The 19,361-nt window shown below is 68.3% G+C and carries 18 protein-coding genes and 1 riboswitch; of the genes, 8 read left to right on the top strand and 10 right to left on the bottom strand.

What is annotated here, in order from left to right; translation table 11 throughout:
- Positions 1-72: 72 nt before the first annotated feature.
- Positions 73-3,102, top strand: coding sequence for a hypothetical protein (locus tag ACSQ24_RS24125; protein WP_436097135.1), 3,030 nt, complete (start codon positions 73-75; stop codon positions 3,100-3,102).
- Between the two features lie 131 nt (positions 3,103-3,233).
- Here ACSQ24_RS24125 and ACSQ24_RS24130 read toward each other — a convergent pair whose 3' ends face one another.
- The 5 genes from ACSQ24_RS24130 to ACSQ24_RS24150 all read right to left on the bottom strand — a co-directional run bounded on the left by ACSQ24_RS24130 (position 3,234) and on the right by ACSQ24_RS24150 (position 8,713).
- Complete coding sequence (locus tag ACSQ24_RS24130; protein ID WP_436097136.1) at positions 3,234-4,721, bottom strand: hypothetical protein; 1,488 nt, start codon at positions 4,719-4,721, stop codon at positions 3,234-3,236.
- A 68-nt stretch (positions 4,722-4,789) separates the two neighbouring features.
- Positions 4,790-5,347: a hypothetical protein gene (locus ACSQ24_RS24135; RefSeq protein WP_436097137.1), complete on the bottom strand. Its 558-nt coding sequence runs from the start codon at positions 5,345-5,347 to the stop codon at positions 4,790-4,792.
- Positions 5,344-6,906: a hypothetical protein gene (locus tag ACSQ24_RS24140; protein WP_436097138.1), complete on the bottom strand. Its 1,563-nt coding sequence runs from the start codon at positions 6,904-6,906 to the stop codon at positions 5,344-5,346. Before ACSQ24_RS24140 ends, ACSQ24_RS24135 begins: the two co-directional genes overlap by 4 nt.
- A gap of 185 nt (positions 6,907-7,091) precedes the next feature.
- Positions 7,092-8,042: a hypothetical protein gene (locus ACSQ24_RS24145; protein ID WP_436097139.1), complete on the bottom strand. Its 951-nt coding sequence runs from the start codon at positions 8,040-8,042 to the stop codon at positions 7,092-7,094.
- A 47-nt stretch (positions 8,043-8,089) separates the two neighbouring features.
- Entirely contained in the window at positions 8,090-8,713 is a 624-nt protein-coding gene (locus tag ACSQ24_RS24150) for an OmpA family protein (protein ID WP_436097140.1), read from the bottom strand.
- A gap of 294 nt (positions 8,714-9,007) precedes the next feature.
- Here ACSQ24_RS24150 and ACSQ24_RS24155 point away from each other — a divergent pair, with 294 nt between their 5' ends.
- A complete protein-coding gene (locus tag ACSQ24_RS24155) occupies positions 9,008-10,018 on the top strand; it encodes a hypothetical protein (protein WP_436097141.1) in 1,011 nt (336 codons plus the stop codon).
- Between the two features lie 33 nt (positions 10,019-10,051).
- On the opposite strand, the gene ACSQ24_RS24160 is transcribed toward ACSQ24_RS24155, so the two are convergent.
- Positions 10,052-10,966: a LysR family transcriptional regulator gene (locus ACSQ24_RS24160; protein WP_436097142.1), complete on the bottom strand. Its 915-nt coding sequence runs from the start codon at positions 10,964-10,966 to the stop codon at positions 10,052-10,054.
- Between the two features lie 123 nt (positions 10,967-11,089).
- On the opposite strand from ACSQ24_RS24160, the gene ACSQ24_RS24165 reads away from it, so the two are divergent.
- A complete protein-coding gene (locus tag ACSQ24_RS24165; RefSeq protein ID WP_436097143.1) occupies positions 11,090-12,064 on the top strand; it encodes an alpha/beta fold hydrolase in 975 nt (324 codons plus the stop codon).
- 166 nt (positions 12,065-12,230) lie between these two features.
- On the opposite strand, the gene ACSQ24_RS24170 is transcribed toward ACSQ24_RS24165, so the two are convergent.
- Positions 12,231-13,202 (bottom strand): D-2-hydroxyacid dehydrogenase, encoded by a 972-nt coding sequence (locus ACSQ24_RS24170; protein WP_436097144.1) that lies wholly within the window; start codon positions 13,200-13,202, stop codon positions 12,231-12,233.
- Positions 13,203-13,307: 105 nt separating this feature from the next.
- Positions 13,308-14,312 (bottom strand): threonine-phosphate decarboxylase CobD, encoded by a 1,005-nt coding sequence (cobD, locus tag ACSQ24_RS24175; protein ID WP_436097145.1) that lies wholly within the window; start codon positions 14,310-14,312, stop codon positions 13,308-13,310.
- On the opposite strand from cobD, the gene cbiB reads away from it, so the two are divergent.
- Positions 14,311-15,294 (top strand): adenosylcobinamide-phosphate synthase CbiB, encoded by a 984-nt coding sequence (gene cbiB / locus ACSQ24_RS24180; RefSeq protein ID WP_436097959.1) that lies wholly within the window; start codon positions 14,311-14,313, stop codon positions 15,292-15,294. The genes cobD and cbiB overlap by 2 nt on opposite strands.
- Positions 15,295-15,425: 131 nt before the next feature.
- On the opposite strand, the gene cobO is transcribed toward cbiB, so the two are convergent.
- Complete coding sequence (gene cobO / locus ACSQ24_RS24185) at positions 15,426-16,037, bottom strand: cob(I)yrinic acid a,c-diamide adenosyltransferase (RefSeq protein ID WP_436097146.1); 612 nt, start codon at positions 16,035-16,037, stop codon at positions 15,426-15,428.
- Between the two features lie 12 nt (positions 16,038-16,049).
- A complete protein-coding gene (cobU, locus tag ACSQ24_RS24190; protein WP_436097147.1) occupies positions 16,050-16,562 on the bottom strand; it encodes a bifunctional adenosylcobinamide kinase/adenosylcobinamide-phosphate guanylyltransferase in 513 nt (170 codons plus the stop codon).
- Positions 16,563-16,683: 121 nt separating this feature from the next.
- A riboswitch (cobalamin riboswitch) is annotated at positions 16,684-16,863 on the top strand.
- 38 nt (positions 16,864-16,901) lie between these two features.
- On the opposite strand from cobU, the gene ACSQ24_RS24195 reads away from it, so the two are divergent.
- Genes ACSQ24_RS24195 through cobW form a run of 4 tightly spaced genes read left to right on the top strand, consistent with a single transcriptional unit; the run spans position 16,902 to position 19,361 of the window.
- Positions 16,902-17,075 carry a CbtB domain-containing protein gene (locus ACSQ24_RS24195; protein ID WP_436097148.1) on the top strand — a complete coding sequence of 58 codons (174 nt, stop codon included), beginning with the start codon at positions 16,902-16,904 and terminating at the stop codon, positions 17,073-17,075.
- A 10-nt stretch (positions 17,076-17,085) separates the two neighbouring features.
- Positions 17,086-17,841 carry a CbtA family protein gene (locus ACSQ24_RS24200; protein ID WP_436097149.1) on the top strand — a complete coding sequence of 252 codons (756 nt, stop codon included), beginning with the start codon at positions 17,086-17,088 and terminating at the stop codon, positions 17,839-17,841.
- A gap of 48 nt (positions 17,842-17,889) precedes the next feature.
- Complete coding sequence (locus ACSQ24_RS24205; protein WP_436097150.1) at positions 17,890-18,315, top strand: DUF1636 family protein; 426 nt, start codon at positions 17,890-17,892, stop codon at positions 18,313-18,315.
- On the top strand, positions 18,312-19,361 hold the full coding sequence (gene cobW, locus ACSQ24_RS24210) for a cobalamin biosynthesis protein CobW (protein ID WP_436097151.1): 1,050 nt from the start codon (positions 18,312-18,314) through the stop codon (positions 19,359-19,361). Before ACSQ24_RS24205 ends, cobW begins: the two co-directional genes overlap by 4 nt.

Genomic DNA, 19,361 nt, shown 5'->3' on the forward strand with positions numbered 1-19,361 from the left:
ACCCTCCCCCACAAGGGGGGAGGGCTTGCACCCCGCCCCATCCTCCGGTGCTCGACTGCCGCGAGATCCGGCATGAGCGAGACCACCGCGCTGCGCCAGCTGATGGGGCGCTGGCTGACCTTGCGGCCCTTCCGCCTGCCGCGCATCCGCATCGGCGGGGCCGGCGGTGCGCTGACCGGCCTCGTGCTGCTGGCGCTCTGCCTCGCCGTGCTCGGCTTCTGGTGGCACAACACCACGCATCTGATCGAGAGCGCCCGGCCGGTGGTCAGCCTCGAGCGGCTCGACCTCGCCCTTGCCCGCGGCGAGACCGTGACGATCGGCCGGCGCGAACTGCTGCAACCACAGCGCTTCGACGCGGCGGAAGCGCGCCATGTCGCCCTCACCCGCCAGCAGGACGGGCGCGTCACCATCCGCAACGTCGCCAATACGCGCCGGCTCTGGCTCGACTATCTCAACGGGGCCGGCAGCTTCTCGGCGCGCTGGCGTTTCCAACCTGGCGATCGCATTGCCGCCGGCGCGCTGGCGATCGCGGTCGACGAAGCCCGCCCGGGCCGGCTCGCGCTGACCCTGACCGAGGCCGGACGCCCCGGCGCCCGCAAGCTCACCGTCGATAGCACCGGCCCGCTCTCGACGCTCAGGCTCGACGGCAATGCGCTCTCCGTCTGCCAGCCGCGCAGCGGCGCCGACCGCATCCGCGAGATCGTCACCGGCCTGATCGCGACCGACGAGCGCGGCGAGGACCGCATCGTCTCGCTCGGTGGGCGGTTGACCTGCTCGGTGCGCGAGGAGGCGCATATCGCCGCCAGCGCCCTGCCATTCAAGGCGCTGACCATCGTCGCGCGCGGCGGCAGCTATTTCCTGGCGCCGGGCGACGCCGTCGACGCGCCGCGCCCACCGGTCGTGTTCGCGCGCGGCAACCAGCGCGTCACCGACTTCAGCGACATCGCCTGGGAACTCGATCCGGACGGGCCGGCGCGGCTCAGCCACATGATCATCGGCCGCACGCGCTATGCCGTCGACATCGGCCAGGAATCGAACGGGCGCCTGCCGCTGCGGCTGACGCCGCTCAGCAAGACCCACCGCTTCGGGCCCGACGATGCCGAGATCCTGCGCGCCGCCGCGACGACCGAGAGCGTGCGCCCGGTGGTGACGCCGACGCGCCAGCCGATGTCGGGCGCCGAGATCGGCAACCCGCTCGCCTCGCTCAACGGCGTCGAGCGTATGGTGCGCCTGCTGCTGACGCTGGGCGTCGCCGTATTCGGCGTGCTCTCGGCCATGCATCACGCCACGCTATTCCGGCGCAGCGCCATCCTGGTACGGCTCGTCGGCGCGCTCGGAGCAACCGCTTTCATCGGCGCGACGACCATGCTCGCGCTGGCGCCCGAGCTGTCGCGGCTCGGCGGCGCCTCGATTTCCTATGAGGCAGCGCTGCACGCCACGATCCTCGCCTATGCGATCGCCTGCATCGCGATCATGGTCGGGCCGCGCTTCACCACCCCGCTCAGGCTGACCTGGCTCGGCATCGTCATGCTCTGTTGCCTCGGGAGCCTGACCCTGCTCGCGCTGGGCATCGATGCCGAGAAGACCGACTTCACCATCCATGCCGAGAAGAACAAGCTGCTGTTCTTCGACCTGATCCCGGTCGTGGCGGTGGTCATCGCCTTCCAGCCACAGCGCTCGATCGCGGCACTGCCACGCTCCTTCTTCATGGGCGTCGGCTTCAAGGACCAGTTGCTGCGCGCCGTGCCGGCGATCCTGATCCTTGCCGCCTTCGTCGCCTGGGGCGTGCTCGGCACCGAAACCGGCGTCGCCGGCTTCCAGCCGGTAGAGCTCGGCAAGATCGCGCTCGTGCTGGTGCTGGCGCACATCTTCCTCGGCTTCTCGCGGATCGACTTCTTCTACAACCAGCGCCACTACATCTCCTGGCTGACGGTCAGCCTCGCGACCGTGCTGGTCTTCATCCTGTTCCTGACCGCGGTGCCGTTCCTGAAGAGCGACTATTCGCCGGCACTGATCATCATCGTCACCACGGTCGTGCTCGCCTTCGCCTTCCTCTTACCGAGCACGCTGAAGCGCCTGGTCGAGATCATGCGCGTCTTCCTGCGCCGCGCTGATGCACCGCAGCGCAAGGCCCGCCGGCTCGGCTGGCCACGTGGCGGCGTGCTGGCGCTGGTGCTCGTCATCCTGCTCGGCATCAATGCGGCGCTGATCTACGTCTTCCCCGGCCTCGTCACCTACGCAATCTCGGGCCAGTGGAACCTGCCCAAGGAGCGGCTCGCCGCAATCGATGTGCTCGAGAAGGCGCGCGGCGGCCCCTTGCGCGTACCGGCCGAGCGCTTGCTGACCTGGTATGACCTCGATCATGCCACCAAGCGCGCCGTGACGGCGGACCGCAGCCCGGACGTGATCCATCGCGATCTCGGCTTCCAGCTGCTGCAGTCCAAGGTCGCGCTCGCCGAAATGCCGTGCACATTGGCTAGGCTCGATCTCGGTCTCGACAAGACGCCGCTCGAAGTCCGCCGCGCGCTCGACGAACTGCCCCCATCGCCGGTCTCGCTCTGCGCCATGCTGCCGGGCGCTCGCGTCACGCCGATCGCCGAACGCAAGGGTGAGGAGCAGGACGAAACCGTAAGCCGCTTCACCGTCAGCGACCTCGTCCGGCTGCCGGTTGTGCAGAACGACTTCATCGCGACCTTCCTGATGGTGCGCTTCGGCCTGCCAGCAGGGCTCGCCTTGCTGGCGGCGCAGGTCATTACCGTCTTCGGCTTGCTCTGCCTGGCGGTGAGCCTGATGCGCGAGCGCGCCATGGGCTCGGCCCAGGAAGGCGCCAACAAAGGCATGGCGATCATCCTGGTCGGCATCGCTACCATCTTCGCGCTGCACTGGGGCATTTCCTGGGGCAACGCGCTCGGCCTCTTGCCGGTCATGGGGCAGCCAATGACCTTCATCGCGGCGGCGACCTCGCATCACATGCTGATGGCGCTGCCTTCGATCGCGATCGCGCTGATAGCGGGGAGGCTCGCGGCAATCCGTCAGCTCTCGCCGACCAGCGACCCGCCGCCCTGGGGACTGTGGCGCGGGCTGACGCGCGGGGGGCTGTAGCGGCCGCACAACCGTCATTCTCGGGCAGAGCGAAGCGCAGACCCGAGAATCTCGTCACGGGGAGGCTAAGATTGGAGCCTCGTCTGGCCTCAGATGCTCAGGTCAAGCCCGAGCATGACGGCTGCGTTGGCTCAGCGCCGCTGGATCTGAATCGAGAGGGCCTTGGGCTCTTCGACCTGAATCACCGGGAAGGCGGTGATGCCGCCGCGGATCGCGTTCGGATTGAAGACCACACGGGTCGCGCTCGACTTCGACGCGACTGCGGCCGGACCAGTGCCGCTCTGGAACTTCAACTTGGCCGGTGCGATCGGGTCGAGCGCCAGTCCGCAGATATCCTGGCCGTCGATCAGGACGCTCGCCATCTCGCCAATATCGACCGCAGCCTCGGTATAGCGCGGGCGAATCTCGTAGATCTGGGCCTCGCAACTGCTGCCGACTGGTGCGGACAAGGTCACCAGCTTCGCCAGAGCAGAGCCCGCCACGACGGTAGGCCCGCTTTGGGCGCCGGCGCTTTGCTGTCCCAGCGTGGGCGCCGCGGTGCTCAGCTGGCTCCCGCTCTGCTGACCGGTGGCCGGCTGCGTCCTCTCGCTGGTCCCGGATTGGGTCAGCGTCGGCGGAGTCCGGTAGGGGTCCTCGGACGGAGCGCCGCGCGTCAGGTACCAGCCCGCGCCAGCAGCGCCAGCGAGCAGTACGACCGCGGAAGCTGCAATCAGCGGCAGGCGGGACGAGGAGGACGTCGAAGCCGGCTTGTCGCCGAGCACCGAGCGGCGCGGCCGGGGCGCCTGCGGGCTCTTCAGCACATCGGCGATCGAAGTCTCGTCCCCGGCTGGGCGCGGCTGCACCACAGTCTGCCCCGGCTGCGGCACGGCCGGTTGCTCGGTGGTCTTGGGCTCGAACGGTCTCAGGGCCATCGAAGACGATCCCGGTGCGGCCGGCCGCACCGGCGCGGACGCCGCGGCCTGCGGTTCGAAGGAGCCGCTGCGCAGGAAGAGGTCAATCGGCGCAGCGATGTCCGCGAGAGAAGAGGCCACCACGATATGATGCGGCTGACCACCGAGAATCTTGCCGAGGATCGCCACGGCGCGCTCGGCCTCCTCGCCATGCGGCACCAGCGCCAGCACCGGCGTCGCGCCATGCTCGGCATCGGCGAAGAGATGGCGGCAGCGGTCGATCTTGGTGGTGAGATGGTATTCCTGCTGGGTGACGCGCGCCTCGGTCGCGGTATCGGCGACGGAGAGGTCGATCGCGCCGGTGCCCCAGATCACGAGCTTGGCTTCGGCGGCCTTGTGCGTCACCGCCTCGCCATGGGCGAGCGCGCAATGGGCCGCGAGCGTCGGCACCATCCAGCTCTTGCCCTGGTCGATCGAGCCGGACGCGGCAAGGCGATAGCTGCCACCGTCGGGCAGGCCGAGAATCTGGCGCAGGGGCTCACCGGGGCGCAGCAGATTGCTGTACTGCGTGCTCCAGGGCTCGCAGACCTCGGAGCTCTCGGTCGCCAGCACGACGCGCGAGACCGGCACGCGTGCCGACCAGGCGAGCTTCTTCAGGATGATCGGCTGGTCGGTCGTCGGCACGACGACAAAGACACCGGAGCGCCTGACGTTCTGATCTCCCGCCATCATCTCTCCCGCAGGCCCGCCGTCCCCAGCGCCAGGCAAAAGCGCCGTTTGTGGCAGCGCTCCTGACGTTACAGCAGATAAACGCCCGCGAGCGGGTTGGCGAGCATCAATCGCAGCAGATCGCGCTCGGCGTCCTGACGCGGCAGGTCGATGACGATGTGCTTGTCGACCGGCGCTGGCAGCGGCAGACGGACGACGCCCTCGATCGAGACGACCTCGATCATGGTCGGAGCCGGGTCGGTCTCCGACAGGCACTGGATGACCAGGGCCGGCGGCGCATCGTCCTCCTCGATCACGTCGAGCTCGAAGGAGCCGATGCGGCGGTGGGTCGCGCTGCTGTCATAGGCCGCGGCGGCAAGTTCGCTACGCGCCACGGCCTGGAAAGAGAGCAAGCGGCGATAGAGCCGTGCCGCCTCCGGATCGGTGCGGATGGCGCGTTCGGCAGCAAAGTTGACGGGCTCGCCACGAACGCGGCGGGCATGCGCCCAGAGATCGGCGCGGCTGATGCTCGCGGCAACCGCCTCCTCCGGCTCGGCGCTCGCGAGCGCAGCCAGAACCAGGCGGGCCGTGGCGCGGCCGACGCGGGGATCGTCTTCGAGCGAACCCTGGTTTTGGAAGTCTGTCATGGCCGTTTCGATCGCCCTTGATAGCGCTGCGAGAAGACGTCGGTGAACCGCGCCTCGTCGCTGGCGGCCTGGGCGACCAGGTCCGTCGTTTCACCGAAGCGCTTCTGTTGCCTGTTGATCCGGTGCAGGGCTGCTGCGACCGTTCTCAGTGCTCCCCCATGCCTTGCGAAGATCAGCGACAGTTTCGCATCGTCGACCCGGAAGCTGGCGCGATCATGACGCCAGCGCCGCAGCAGCTTCTGCCCTTCGGCCGTCGCCGCCTCGTTCTGCGGGCCTTCGATCGCCTCGAGCGCGTTGGCGATCAGCAGCAACTCGTCGAGCCGCTTGCCGAGGACTGCAAGCGCTGCGCCGATGCCGGCATAGTCGAAAGCCTCCGGGCTCTGGTCGACCTGGCCGCGATTGGAGCCGGCAACGCGGCGGCTTGCCTCGACCAGCCGGTTCTCCCAGGGCGCGACGGCGCGTGAGCGGACCAGCGTCAGCGGCTGCTCGTGGGCAAGCGGCAAGATGGCGAGCGCCCGGCCGATCGATTCGCGCTCCTCCTTGTTGAGGAACTTCGGCTCGGCCGGCAAGCGCATCAGGGCGGCGTAGACGCGCTCGCGCACGACGCCGTCCTCATCCTCCTCCTCGGGCTCGTCGTCCTCTTCCTCGGGATCCTCCGGCTCGAGCTCGCCAAGGACGGCTTGGTAGTCGAGCCAGGCGATCAGCGCCTCCTCGGGATTTTCCGAGGGTTGCCGCGCCATCAGCGTGTCCATCGAGGCCGGGGCGATGAAGTCGCGACGGCCGACACTGGAGCGTTCCTCACGGACGAGCGCGCTGAAGCGCTCGGCGAAGCGGGCGAAGCTCCAGGTCTCGCCATGCAGCAGCGCGAAGCTCCAGAGCGAGACAAGGTCATCCGGATCGAACTCGCGCTGACGCTCGCGCCGGCCGGACGCATTGAGGAAAGCCTCACGCTGGCGGATCAGATCGGCAAAGGCCAGCAATGGCAGGTGCCGCCGGCGCCAGGCCCGCATGAACCGCGCCGGCTCCTGAACCGCGCGCTTCATGCCGTCCTCGTCGAAGGCGGACAGCGCGAAGACGGCGTCGAGCGCCGTGCGCAACGCGACGAGCCCGCCCTCCGAGCGCTCGTCCGCCTCGGCGGCGAAGAGGAAATCGGCGAGGCCGAGCGCACGCCTGATCCGACTCCAGGAGAAGGAGCGGGTCTTCGCATCACCATTGCCAGCGCCATAGGAGAGGACGATCTCGGCCGCCGAGGCTTCGATCGTGGCGCCGGCCAGCGTGATGCGCACTGGGCCATCCTGGCGCAACGGCCGCAGCAGGATGCCGCTCTCGTCGAGCATGCAGCCGATGGCCGCGTCGCGGGCCGGCATGCGCGGGGTTGCCGTCAGCGCACCGAGCGAGAACAGCACCTGCAACATGTCCCAGAGTGGCAGGTCGGCATTCTCCGAACCACTGCCGGTGATCGCCAGAACGAACTTCTCGGTGTCCCGCGCGGAAAACCGGCGCGAAGACGCGATCGTGCTGATCTCCGCGACCCGAGCCGGGTCAATGCCCCAATCCATATCTCAAATATCCGCATCGGACACCGGTCAGCTGCGGCGAACGGAAACCCAGCCAAGTCCGTTCGCATCAGGCCGGCACATATTGCTGCCATAATTAAAGTAACAAGCCGCCCGGCCTGTGTCGACCGGGCGGCTTTTTTGCAGGGAAGGGCCGGGGTTTATGGTTACCCCGCCGGCCCTTTTTATCAGCGGGTGGCGACCTTGCTGACGACCAGCCGGTTGCCGGAGAAGGTGACCTGACCGTTCAGACCAACCAGCTCCAGCATCAGGCGGAAGTTGCGGGTCAGCCGAGCCGAGTCGGCCGAGGTCGAGTAGAAGAAATCGGCCGAGGTCGAGGTCATCTGCGTGGCGCGGTGGGCGCGGTAGCAACCCCAGCGGACGAACTCGCTCTCGACCCGGTCGACTTCCGTGGCAGTGAAGTCGCGCAGCTGGATCACGAAGTCGGTCGGCAGGTTGTTGCAGCCGTCGCCACCAGCCGCGACCGGAGCCGCGCCGCCGCCTGCGCCACCGCCGAGGACGATGCCATCCTTGCCGACAGCAGCCGCACCACCGCTCGGGCGGGCGAAGCCCTCGAGCTTCTGGGCAATTGCGGCGCCGAGATCGGCGGCGAGGACGCGCGACTGGGTGCCGACGGTCTCGAGCAGGCACTCGGCGCTGCAGGGATTGGGCAGGGCCGGGAGCTGGAAGCCGCCGACCTCGAAGGCCGCGATGAACTGGCCGGAGCGGACATTGAGCACGCGGCCGGCGATGCGGATCTCGGGGAAGCGGATGTCGGCGGCGACGGCGCGGCGGGCCGAGGCGTAGATCTGGTAGACGACCATGGCGTCGACCGGGGTCGAGACGGCGCGGGCGATCTCGATCAGCTCGGCGTCGCGGCGGCGGACCCGGGCGGTCTGGGTGATGCCGAGCGCCAGGCTGGTCTCGTCATAGACCTGGAAGCCGCGGGTGTTCAGATACTCCGAAAGCTGGAGCTGGACCCGGTTGAAGATGCGGTTGTTGCGCGGAACCGTATCCGGATCGGCATCGTCCGACATCACCAGGAGGTTGATGCGAGAATTCGGCGATTGAGCGTGGGCGACGGCTGCGAAGGACATCAGCAACGCGAAGCCGAGCATGAGACGCTTGAACAAAGCCATGACGGTGCCCCCTGAGGCAAATGGTTGTTTCGGGAAGACGGTAGAACTCAGCCGGTGATGGCGATGACCTCGACGCGGCGATTGACGGGCGAATACGGGCTGCGCGGGTTGCGCAGCATGTCAGGGCCGAAGCCGTGGGCGACGAGGCGGCCAGGTCCGATCTCGCCATAGGAAACCAGCCAATCGCGGACCGCAGCGGCCCGTTCCTGCGACAGCTCGACATTGTAGTCGTAGCCACCCTCGGCGCTGGTGTGCCCGGCGATCAGGAAGCGCTGATCGAGCAGGATCGGATCGCGCAGTGCCAATGCAAGCCGCATCAGCGTGGCTTCCGCGCCGCGGCGCAGCGATGCCGAGTCGTTGTCGAAAAAGACGGTGACCTCGACGCGACGGGTCAGGTCGATCACGACATCCTGGCCGTAACCGCGCGGATGGACCCGGCGCGGCACTGGCGCGACACGGCGCACCACGACCTTACCGCCACCACTTGCGCGGCCCGGTACGCGATCATGCGGTGCGAGCGAGCGCAGGATGTTGGTCGCGCCCTGATCAGTCTGCGCCAATGCAGGAACGGCGCTGAGCAGCGGCAGCGAAAGGACGAATCCGCCGAGCGCACGACGGGACATCATCTGCGGAAGCTCGATGTTGTCCTTGCGCTCATCTGCGTTCTTCATAGCCAAACCCCCTGTTTACCCTCTCTTCGCATAGTCCAGTAGCCTCGACAATGCGACGTCCCGGTCGGGTGAAAGCGGGTCGCAGCAGTGGCGTTTCCCGAGCTTTGCCACTGTTTGCCGCATTTTCGCTTCGAGCCGCATTTTTTCCTGAACAGTGGATGAATGCGCGGCCTCCTACGCGCGCGCGTTCATCACAGACGCTCAGCCTTTGCGTAGGCATTCGCGAAACCGGCTCAAGGTTCGCCAAGAGCCAAGTAACGTGCCCAGGCACATCCGTTCATGAGGAGACCCGCCATGGGCTTCCAGCTCGACCAGACCGCCCGCCAGCGCAACAGCCGCCTGCGCCTTGCCGTCGCAGCGCTCGCAATCATGGTCTCGGCAGGCGCGACCTTCGCCCAGTCCGAGCGTGAAGGCGCGCCCGGCGCCGCGGCGACCCAGCTGGCGCAGGCCAGCGGGGGTAACCCGGATGCGCCGAAGGTCGCCGAGCGGCCGCAGTCGCTGAAGCTGGAATTCTCCTCGCGCACGGTCTCGTTCGGCGTCGCCCAGGCGGCCCGCGAGATCATGACGACGCGCCAGATCCCGTTCGCGCCCGGCAGCTGGGAGGTCACCTCCGACGCACGCCGCGCCATCACCCAGCTGCGTGACGTCTTCCGCGGCAACGCCCCCAAGGGCGCTCCTTTCGCCATCCTGGTCTCGGGCGGCGACGAGGTCGTCAATTATCGCCGGGCCCGCGCTCTGCGCACCCAGCTGATCGAGATGCAGCTCGAAGACGCCGCCAAGGTTGTCATCGCCGCCCGTGCCGCCGGCGAAGGCCAGGCCAGCGACGACGGCAAGGCGCGCGTCGATCTCGTCCCGCTTGACCCGGCTCGCTGCGGCGGCTGCGGCGACGCCTCCTTCCGCACGCTGGCGCTCGACACCGGCGTCCAGAAGCTGGTGCGCGCCACTGCCGAGGATACGGTCGTCCCGGCCTCGCAGGTCGCCGGCAAGGACAGTAAGGACACGGCCGACGTCGCCACAGCGCCCGTGCCGCCAGTGCGCCAGCAGGCCACCGAGAAGGCGCCGCAGCGCGTCCAGGCGCCGCGTGTCGTGGCCCAGAGGCCTACGCTCGATCGCCCGGCGGAGCCGCGCTATGATGGCCGCACCGTCTGGGCCGATCCCGATGATTACGGCCAGCAACGCCGCCGCATCAATCGCAGTGTCAGCCGCGGTGGCTGCCAGATGCCGGACATCGTCATCGACGACTACTATCCAGGTGGCCCGCTCGTCGGCTGCGATGGCAGCTACGGCCCGCGCCCGCGCTGGTGAGCTGCGAACTCCACCCTCTGACATCAAGGCGCGCTAGCCGACCCGTTCTGCGAAGCGCGCCTTCAGCTTTGGCAGAGCGAAATCGGCGAAGGCGCGGACCTTGGCGACGGAAAGCCTGCCCTCCGGCGCGACGAGATGGACCGGAAGCGCCTCCGGTTCACAATCCGTCAGCACCAGCCTGAGCCGGCCGCTGCGCACCTCGTCGGCGACCTGATAGCAGAGCGGGCGCACCAAGCCATGCCCGTCGACCGCCGAGGCGATCGCCGCCTCGACCGAGCTCGCCATCAGACGCGGCTTGACCCTGACCTGACGCGGCCGACCGCCCTCGGCCTTCGGTGGGAAGGTCCAGAGCTCGCCCGCGAGCGGATGGATCTGCGCGATGCAGCGATGGCCGGCGAGGTCGCCGGGCTCCTGCGGCACGCCGTATTGCGCAAGATAGGATGGCGCGGCGCAGACGATCTGGCGCACGCTGCCGATCCGGAGTGCGATCAGGCTAGAATCCGGCAGATGGGCGATACGCAGGGCGAGATCGACGCCCTCGTCGAGCAGGCTGACGACGCGGTCCAGGAGCAGCAGCCTGACCTGAACTTCAGGCTGCTCGTCGAGGAAGGCATCGACCAGCGGACGCAGGAGGCGCGTGCCGGCAACGACCGGGGCGGTCAGGGTGAGGAGACCGCGCGGCGCGGCGCGTTCACCCGCCGCCTGCAGCTCGGCCTCCTCCAGATCGACGAGGACGCGCCGGCAGGCGGCGGCATAGCGCTCTCCGGATTCGGTGAGACGGATCATCCGCGTGGTGCGGTCGAGCAGCCTAGCCCCGACATGGCCCTCGAGCGCATTGATGGCCCGCGTCACGGCCGGGGCGGAGCGCCCGAGCCGTCGTCCCGCCCCGGCCAGGCTGCCCTCGTCGAGGGCGCTGACGAAGACGCGCATCGCTTCCAACCGATCCATCGTCATTCCATTTTCTGGAAGAATAGCTTTCCTGATATAGCCATTCTGCCGAATTTCGTCAGCCCATATGTTCCCCTTACGAAATCGGCCGGTTCATCGCCGGCCTACGCGAGGAGACCTCAGATGACGCAGGATTCATTCAGCCGCCGCGACGCCTTCGTTGCCCTGTCAGCAACAGCGACCGGCGGGGCGTTCTCCGGTTTCGCGGCCCCGGCGCAGGCAAAGGCCTCGACGCAGCCCACCCATCACCGCACGATCACCATAGACGGCATCGAGATCTTCTATCGCGAGGCCGGCCCTGCCGATGCGCCGGTACTGCTCTTGCTGCACGGCTTCCCGAGCTCATCGCGCATGTTCCGCAATCTCATCCCGGCCTTGTCTGACCGCTACCGAGTGATCGCGCCCGATTATCCGGGCTTCGGTCACAGCGCGGTGCCGGACCGCGCGAGCTTCAAGTACGGCTTCGCCCGTTTCGCCGAGCTGATCGACACATTCCTGACCGAGCTCAGGATCGATCGTTTCGCGCTCTATGTGATGGACTATGGCGCGCCCGTCGGCTTCCGCCTGGCGCTGAAGCGGCCCGGGCAGGTGACGGCGCTGATCGCCCAGAACGGCAATGCCTATGATGAGGGCCTGCGCGACTTCTGGATCCCGGTGAAGGCCTATTGGGCCGACGACACGCCGGCCGGGCGCGACAAGATGCGCGGCGGGCTGACCCTGGAGGCGACGCGCTCGCAATATCTCGACGGTGTCGCCGACAAGAGCCTGATCGATCCCGACAGCTGGCTGATCGACCAGATGCTGATCGACAGGCCCGGCGTCAGCGAGATCCATCTCGACCTGTTCAAGGACTATGGCAGCAATGTCGCGCTCTACCCACAGTTCCACGCCTTCTTCCGCGAGCGCAAGCCGCCGACCCTGATCGCCTGGGGCAAGAACGACTTCATCTTCCCGCCGGAAGGGGCCCGCGCCTATATGCGCGACCTGCCCGAAGCCGAGCTCAACCTGATCGACAGCGGCCATTTCGCGCTGGAGGACAAGGGTGAGGAGATCGCGACCCTGATCCGCGACTTCCTGGGGCGCAAGCTGAAGGCGTGACGAGGCGGCCGCGACCGTCTTTCCGGGGCGCCGCGCAGCGGCGAGCCCGGAACCCATACCCGCGGGACCGACAGAAAAAGGCACGACGATCGTCGTGCGTTCCGAAAGACCTCGTGTTCATGGGTTCCAGGCTCAGGCCTGCGGCCTGCCCCGGAATGACGGTAGCTCAAACGATCTGGTTCTGGAGCGCGGCCTCGCCGCGCTCCAGCCGGCCGAGATTGTCGAGCAGGATGTCGATGACGTTACCCTCATAAGCGCGGGTCTCGCCGGCGCTGTGCGGCGTCAGCAGCACCTGCGGCATCGCCCAGAGCGGCGAGGTTGCAGGCAGTGGCTCCTCATAGACGCAGTCGATGCCGGCGCCGGCGATGCGGCCGGCCTCGAGCGCCGCGATCAGCGCGAGTTCGTCGACGACGCGGCCGCGCGCGACGTTGATCAGATTGGCCGACGGCTTCATCGCGGCGAGCGCGGCGGCATCAATCAGCCCTTCCGTCTCCGGCGTCAGCGGACAGGTCAGCGCGACGAAATCGGCCTGCGCCAGCGCGGCGTGCAATTCCGCCGGCGGCACGATCCGCTCGACATTCGGCTCCGAACCCGGCCGGCGGCGCACGCCGATGACGCGCATGCCGAAGGCGGAGGCGATCGCCGCCAGCCGCAGCCCGATGCGGCCGAGCCCGACGATCACCAACGTGCGGCCACCGAGCTCGTCCTCGCGGCGGGAGCGGTCGCCGATCATCGGCCGCCAGAACCGCTTGGCCTGGTTGTCACGGGCGAGATGGAGCTGGCGGGCGAGCGCCAGGATCAGCGAAATCGCATGCTCGGCGACGGCGCGCTCATTGCCGCCCTGGGCGCTGGCGAGCCGCACGCCGGCCGCGGCCAGCTTTTGCTTGTCGAACTGGTCGGTGCCGGCGCTGATCGACTGGATGAAGCGCAGCTTGCTCAGCCCCTCCAGCATGTCGTTGCGCCAGAGGCCGGAGACGACCAGCACGTCGGCTTCATGGGCGCGGGCCTTGAGATCGTCGACGGTGCGGACCTCGAAGCTCGTCGCCGCGCCATTGCGCGCCAGATACTCGTCGCGCAGCTGATAGGCTGCATGCGCGAAGCCGATGGTGAGCGCGGACTGCTTCGGCCAGGGCTGCATGCTTCTGATCTCCGGATCGCTGGAATCACCTGACGATAGCGGCGGGGCGCCGCTTCGTCCCGCCCCCACCCGCATGCGCCGGCTGCGGTGGCCGCGCAGCGGAATTCAGACCGTTGCGAGCGCGCCTGCCAGCCGCGACCATGCAGCCTCATCGCCCGGCAGGCCGAAGCGCAGCCGCGTGGGATCGTGCTGGAAGCGGCGGACATAGATTCCGGCCCGGCCGAGCCACTCGAACAGGAACGCTGCGTGCGGTGTCTCGAGCAAGCGATAGAGCACGGTTCCGCCGACGATGCGGCCATAGGGACCAAGGAGCGTATCGAGCCGCCCGCTGTCAGCCGCACGCGCCTCCCCTGCAGCCGAAAGCCAATCGGCATCGCCGAGCGCGATCGCCCCTACATGCAGCGCCGGACCGGCCACGGCCCAGGGGCCGAGCATCGCCTGCAAGGCTTCGGTCAGGCGTGGCTCGCCGATCGCGAAACCGAGACGCAGGCCAGCCAGCCCATAGGCCTTGCCGAAGGAGCGCAGCACCAGTGCCCCATCCGGCAGGATCGGCAGCAGGCTCGCGCCCGGCGCAAAGTCGGCGAAGGCCTCGTCGACCACCAGCAGGCCGCCTCGCGCCGCGAGCGCTCCGATCAGTGCAACCAGCGTCTGCTGGGGAGCGATGCGGCCATCTGGATTGTTCGGATTGACCAGCACGAGGACATTGGCATCGCCGGCGTCGGCGAGGTCAGCGATCTCGCGCACCTCAGCCCCCGCCTTGCGCCAGGCCGGCGCGTGCTCGCCATAGGTCGGCCCGAGCACGGCGACCCTGGCGGCCGGAACCAGACGCGGCAGCAATTCGATCAGAATCTGCGTACCGGGCGCAGCGACGAGGCCGCTTTCGGCCCGAATGCGATAGGCCTTGCGGGCCGCCGCCAGCAGCGCCGCCTCCTCGGCTTTGCCCGGCAGGCGCTGCCACAGGCTTAACGGCAGCTCCGGAAGCGGATAGGGGATCGGATTGATACCGGTCGAGAGATCGATCCAGGGTTTTGGCGCCTGCGGGAACAGCGCCTTGGCCATGGCGAGATCGCCGCCGTGCCAGATCGCTTCCTTCGTCTCCTCGGCCGCCATGTCGCTCTCCGAAAGCCTGCCGCTGCTCCTCGCCGCCCTCGTGATCGAGGCGGCGATCGGCTATCCGGCGGGCCTGTTCGCATGGATCGGCCATCCCGTCACCTGGATCGGCGCGCTGATCGGCTGGCTCGACCGCAACCTCAACCGCGAGACTGCGAGCTTCGCGATGCGGCGGCTGGCCGGCGTCGCGGCGTTATCGATCCTGCTCGGCGTGACCCTTGCTGCCTCGCTTGCTCTTGTCGGGCTCTGCCGCCTTGCTGGCGCGTTCGCCGCGCTGCCGCTGGCGCTGCTGGCCTCGACACTGCTGGCCCAGCGCAGCCTTCATGACCATGTCGCCGATGTCGCCGCAGGACTGGAGCAAGGCGGGCTCGCCGGTGGACGCAAGGCCGTCGCGATGATCGTCGGCCGCGACCCGGAGAGCCTCGATGAAGCCGGCGTGGCGCGCGCCGCGATCGAGAGCCTCGCCGAGAACTTTTCCGACGGAGTGGTGGCGCCGGCCTTCTGGCTTGGCGCAGGCGGCCTGCCGGGCGGGGCGCTCTACAAGGCGATCAACACCGCCGATTCGATGATCGGCCACAAATCACCGCGCCATCTCGCCTTCGGCTGGGCCGCGGCGCGGCTCGACGACCTCGTCAATTTACCCGCTTCGCGGCTGACCGCGCTGCTGCTGACTGTTGCCGCGGTGCTCGACCGGCAGGCCGATGCCGGCGCGGCCTGGCGCGCTGTGCGTCGCGACGCCGGGCACCACCGATCGCCCAATGCCGGCTGGCCGGAGGCGGCGATGGCCGGAGCGCTCGGGCTGCGATTGGCTGGACCACGCGTCTATGGCGCTGTCAGGGTCGACGATGGCTGGATGGGCGATGGCCGCGCCGAGGCGACGGCCGCGGATATCAGGCGGGCGCTGCGCCTCTACCGGCAAGCCTGCCTGCTGCTCTGGGGACTTGCAGGTATCGGGACGATTTTTGCCCTGACGATGCCCTGAGGACTGTCGTCCCGGGCGATCGGAGGGAGACCCGGGACCCATTCCGGAACCTCTTTCGGGAAGGCTCCGGAATGGATCCCGGATCTCCGCTTCGCTCCGTCCGGGATGACCCGGGTTATCTGGAATCAGCTTCAGAACTCGATCCCCTCCTGCGCCTTCACGCCGGCGGCAAAGTGGTGCTTGATCAAGGTCATCTCGGTGACGAGGTCGGCCGCTTCGATGAGTTCCGGCTTGGCGTTACGGCCGGTGACGACGATGTGCAGGTCGGTCCGGCGCCCCTGCAGCACCGCGACCACGTCTGCGAGTGGCAGGTAGTCGTAGCGGAGCGCGATGTTGAGCTCGTCGAGCACCAGCAGCCGGATGCTGTCATCGGACATCAGCTCCTTCGCTTTCTCGAAAGCGCGAGTCGCGGCGACGATGTCGCGGGCCTTGTCCTGCGTCTCCCAGGTGAAGCCCTCGCCCATCGAATGCCAGGAAACCTGGTCGCCGAAGGCATCCAGCGCCTTGCGCTCGCCGGTCGACCAGGCGCCCTTGATGAACTGCACGACACCGATGCGCCAGCCATGGCCGAGCGCGCGCAGGATCAGTCCGAAGGCGGCTGTCGACTTGCCTTTGCCGGGGCCGGTGTTGACGATCAGCAGGCCCTTTTCGCGCGTCTTGCTGGCGACCTCGGCATCCTGCACCGCCTTGCGCTTGGCCATCTTCGCCTTGTGGCGGGCAGCGTCCTCAGCCTCGTCCGTCATCATGTCGCTCTTCTACTTCACCTGCGTCGGCAATCCGGCGACCATGAAGACCACGCGTCCGGCCTGCGCCGCAAGGCGCTGATGCAGGCGGCCGGCTTCGTCGCGGAAGCGCCGGGCAAGCGCATTGTCCGGCACGATGCCGAGGCCGACCTCGTTCGAGACCAGCACGACCGGTGCCGTCGCCTCGCGGCAGGCTGCGACGAGCTCGCCGGTCGCGATCGCGATATCGCGCTCGGCGAGCAAGAGATTGGTCAGCCAGAGCGTCAGGCAATCGACCAGGATGGGTTGCCCCGCCCGGGCATTGCGGATCGCCTCGGGCAGGGCGACCGGAGCGTCGACCGTTTGCCAATCGCGGGAACGGCGGGCGCGGTGCTCGGCGATGCGGGCACGCATCTCGTCGTCATAAGCCTGAGCCGTAGCGATATAGGTCCAGGGGCCTGGCAGCGCCTCGATCAGCGCCTCGGCATGGCGGCTCTTGCCGGAACGGGCGCCGCCGAGGACGAGGGTGAGCGGGGGGAGGGTCATGGCGCAGTCTCCGCGTCATGCTCAGGCTCGACCCGAGCATCTCTTTCAGGAGATTCTCGGCCCTCCGCTTCGATCCGGCCGAGAATGACGTGACTGCATTGCACAGTGCCTGCCCGATGGCTAATGATCATCCCTGACGGTGCCTCGGTGACGAGGTGAAAAGGGAACGCGGTGCGATGCCGCGGCTGCCCCCGCAACTGTAAGCGGCGCGTCCTGCGCCATCGGCCACTGGGTTTCCCGGGAAGGCGGAGCAGGACACCAAGCCGTGAGCCAGGAGACCTGCCGTCGTTCGATGTCGTCCAACAGGCTGCCGGTGGGGTGGCCAGGAAGTGAACCAAGATGAATACGGCTACCGTCACCAGCCAGGCCAGCGTCTCCGAACGGGCGAAAGCCGTTGCCGCCGCGCTGATCCTCGGCTTCGTGCTGATCTACACCGTCGGCTTCGCCGCCTCGTCCAACGTCCACAACGCGGCGCACGACACGCGTCACGGCCTCGCCTTCCCCTGCCATTGAGGGGAAGCACATGGTCACGCGTGTTCTCACGGTCAGCATCCTGGCCGGGCTCTTGGCTGGGCTGCTGATCTCGGCACTCCAGCACGTCACCACCACCCCGCTGATCCTCAAGGCCGAGACCTATGAGGCGGCGCTGCGCATGCAAGGCGCACCGATGCAGGCCGCCTTCACCGGCGACGCCCGCATCATTCTCGCCCATAACGACCCGAAAGCCGGGGCGGAACACACTGGCGAGCACGAATGGAAGCCGCAGGACGGCCTGCAGCGCACCGCCTTCACCAGCCTGGTGACGATCGCCACCGCGATCGGCTTCGCTGCGCTGCTGCTCGCCGGGATGATCGCCGCGAACGAACAGATCGATCAGCGCCGGGCGCTCGCCTGGGCGATATGCGGTTTCCTCGCCTTCGGGCTCGCTCCGGCGATGGGGCTGGCGCCTGAGCTACCGGGCTCCGCCGCAGCCGAGCTGCAGCAACGCCAGCTCTGGTGGCTGCTGACGGCCGTGGTCACTGCCGGCGCGCTCTTCGTGTTCCTGCGGGTCGAAGCCTCCTGGGCCCGGGCGCTCGCCGTGCTGGCACTGCTGCTGCCGCATCTGATCGGCGCGCCGCACCCGGCCGCGCCGGAGAGCAAGGTACCGGCCGAGATCGCCGCGCATTTCGCCGCGCTCTCGCTCGCCATCCAGGCCGCGCTCTGGCTCGCCACCGGCTTTGCCGTCGGTGTGCTCTGGCCGTGGCTTTCGCGCCGTAGCGCCGCAGCTGCGGTGGCCTGACGCCTCGCGCGGCCGGTTGTGGCCGCGCCAATCCAAGGAGGCGTTTCGATGCTCGAAGGCGATCTCGCCCTCGCGACGGAAGCTCGGCAAGAGCCGGGCTGCACCATCCATGTCTGCACCGTCTGCCGGCGCCAGCGCGAGGACCTGCCGGAGGGTTACGACCAGCCCGGCATCGGCCTCGCGACGGCGCTCTCCGAGCGCATGGCCGGCAGCGGCATCGCCGTCATCCCGGTCGAGTGCCTCGCCGTCTGCAAGCGGCCCTGCACCATCGCGCTCGCGGCCGACGGCAAATGGACCTATCTGATCGGTGATCTCGACGCCGGTCTTCATCTCGACGAGATCGTCGGCGCGGCGGAGAGCTTTGCCGCCAGCGCCAACGGCATCGTTCCCTGGAAAGAAAGACCCGTCTCGTTTCGCAAGGGCGTGGTCGCGCGCGTGCCTCCCCTGCCGCGCCTGCAAGGATCAGATCAATGAACGCTCCCCAGACCACGACGCTCGGCAAGGTGCCGTGCACGATCATCACCGGCTTCCTCGGCGCTGGTAAGACCACACTCGTGCGCCATCTGCTCGAGAATGCCGGCGGCAAGCGCCTCGCCGTGCTGGTCAACGAGTTCGGCGATCTCGGCTTCGACGGTTCCTTCATCGCCGGCTGTGGCATCGAGGGCTGTACACAGAACGACATCGTCGAACTGCCGAATGGCTGCATCTGCTGCACCGTCGCCGACGATTTCGTCCCGGCGCTGGAGAAGCTGCTGAACCGGCCGAACCCGCCGCAGCACATCCTGATCGAGACCTCCGGCCTTGCCCTGCCGAAGCCGCTGGTCAAGGCCTTCAACTGGCCGGCGATCCGCAGCCGAGTCACCGTCGACGGCGTCATCGCCGTGGTCGACGGGCCGGCGGTGGCCGAGGGCCAGTTCGCTGATGATCCCGAGGCTCTGAAAGCCCAGGCAGCGCAGGACCAGGCCGTCGACCACGACAACCCGCTGGAAGAGGTGTTCGAGGATCAGATTCTCTGCGCCGACCTGATCCTGCTCAACAAGAGCGACCTCGTCGACGCCGCCGGCCGCGAGCGGGTCAAGGCAGAGATCGCCCAGCATCTGCCCAAGGCGATCAAGGTGGTCGAGACGGCCCATGGCAAGGTCGAGCCGGCCCTGATCATCGGCCTCGGGGCCGCGGCCGAGGCCGATCTCGCCGCGCGCCCTTCGCATCATGGCGAGGGCGAGGATCACGACCATGACGATTTCGACAGCGTCGCGCTGCCGCTGCCGCAGGCGACCTCGCCAGAAGAACTCGTCGCCCGCGTCGCCAAGGCGGCCGAGGCCGAGGGCGTGCTACGCCTCAAGGGCTTCGCCGGCATCCCCGGCAAGCCGATGCGGCTCGTGGTGCAGGGCGTCGGCCGGCGCGTCGGTCATCATTACGACCGGGCCTGGGGCGCAGACGAGGCGCGCGACGGCCGGCTCGTGGTGATCGGCCTCAAAGGCTTCGACCGCGCCGCGGTGGAAGCGGCGCTCGCCGGCTGA

The organism is Allobosea sp. LjRoot237 (genome assembly GCF_964253285.1).
Classification (GTDB): Bacteria; Pseudomonadota; Alphaproteobacteria; order Rhizobiales; family Beijerinckiaceae; genus Allobosea.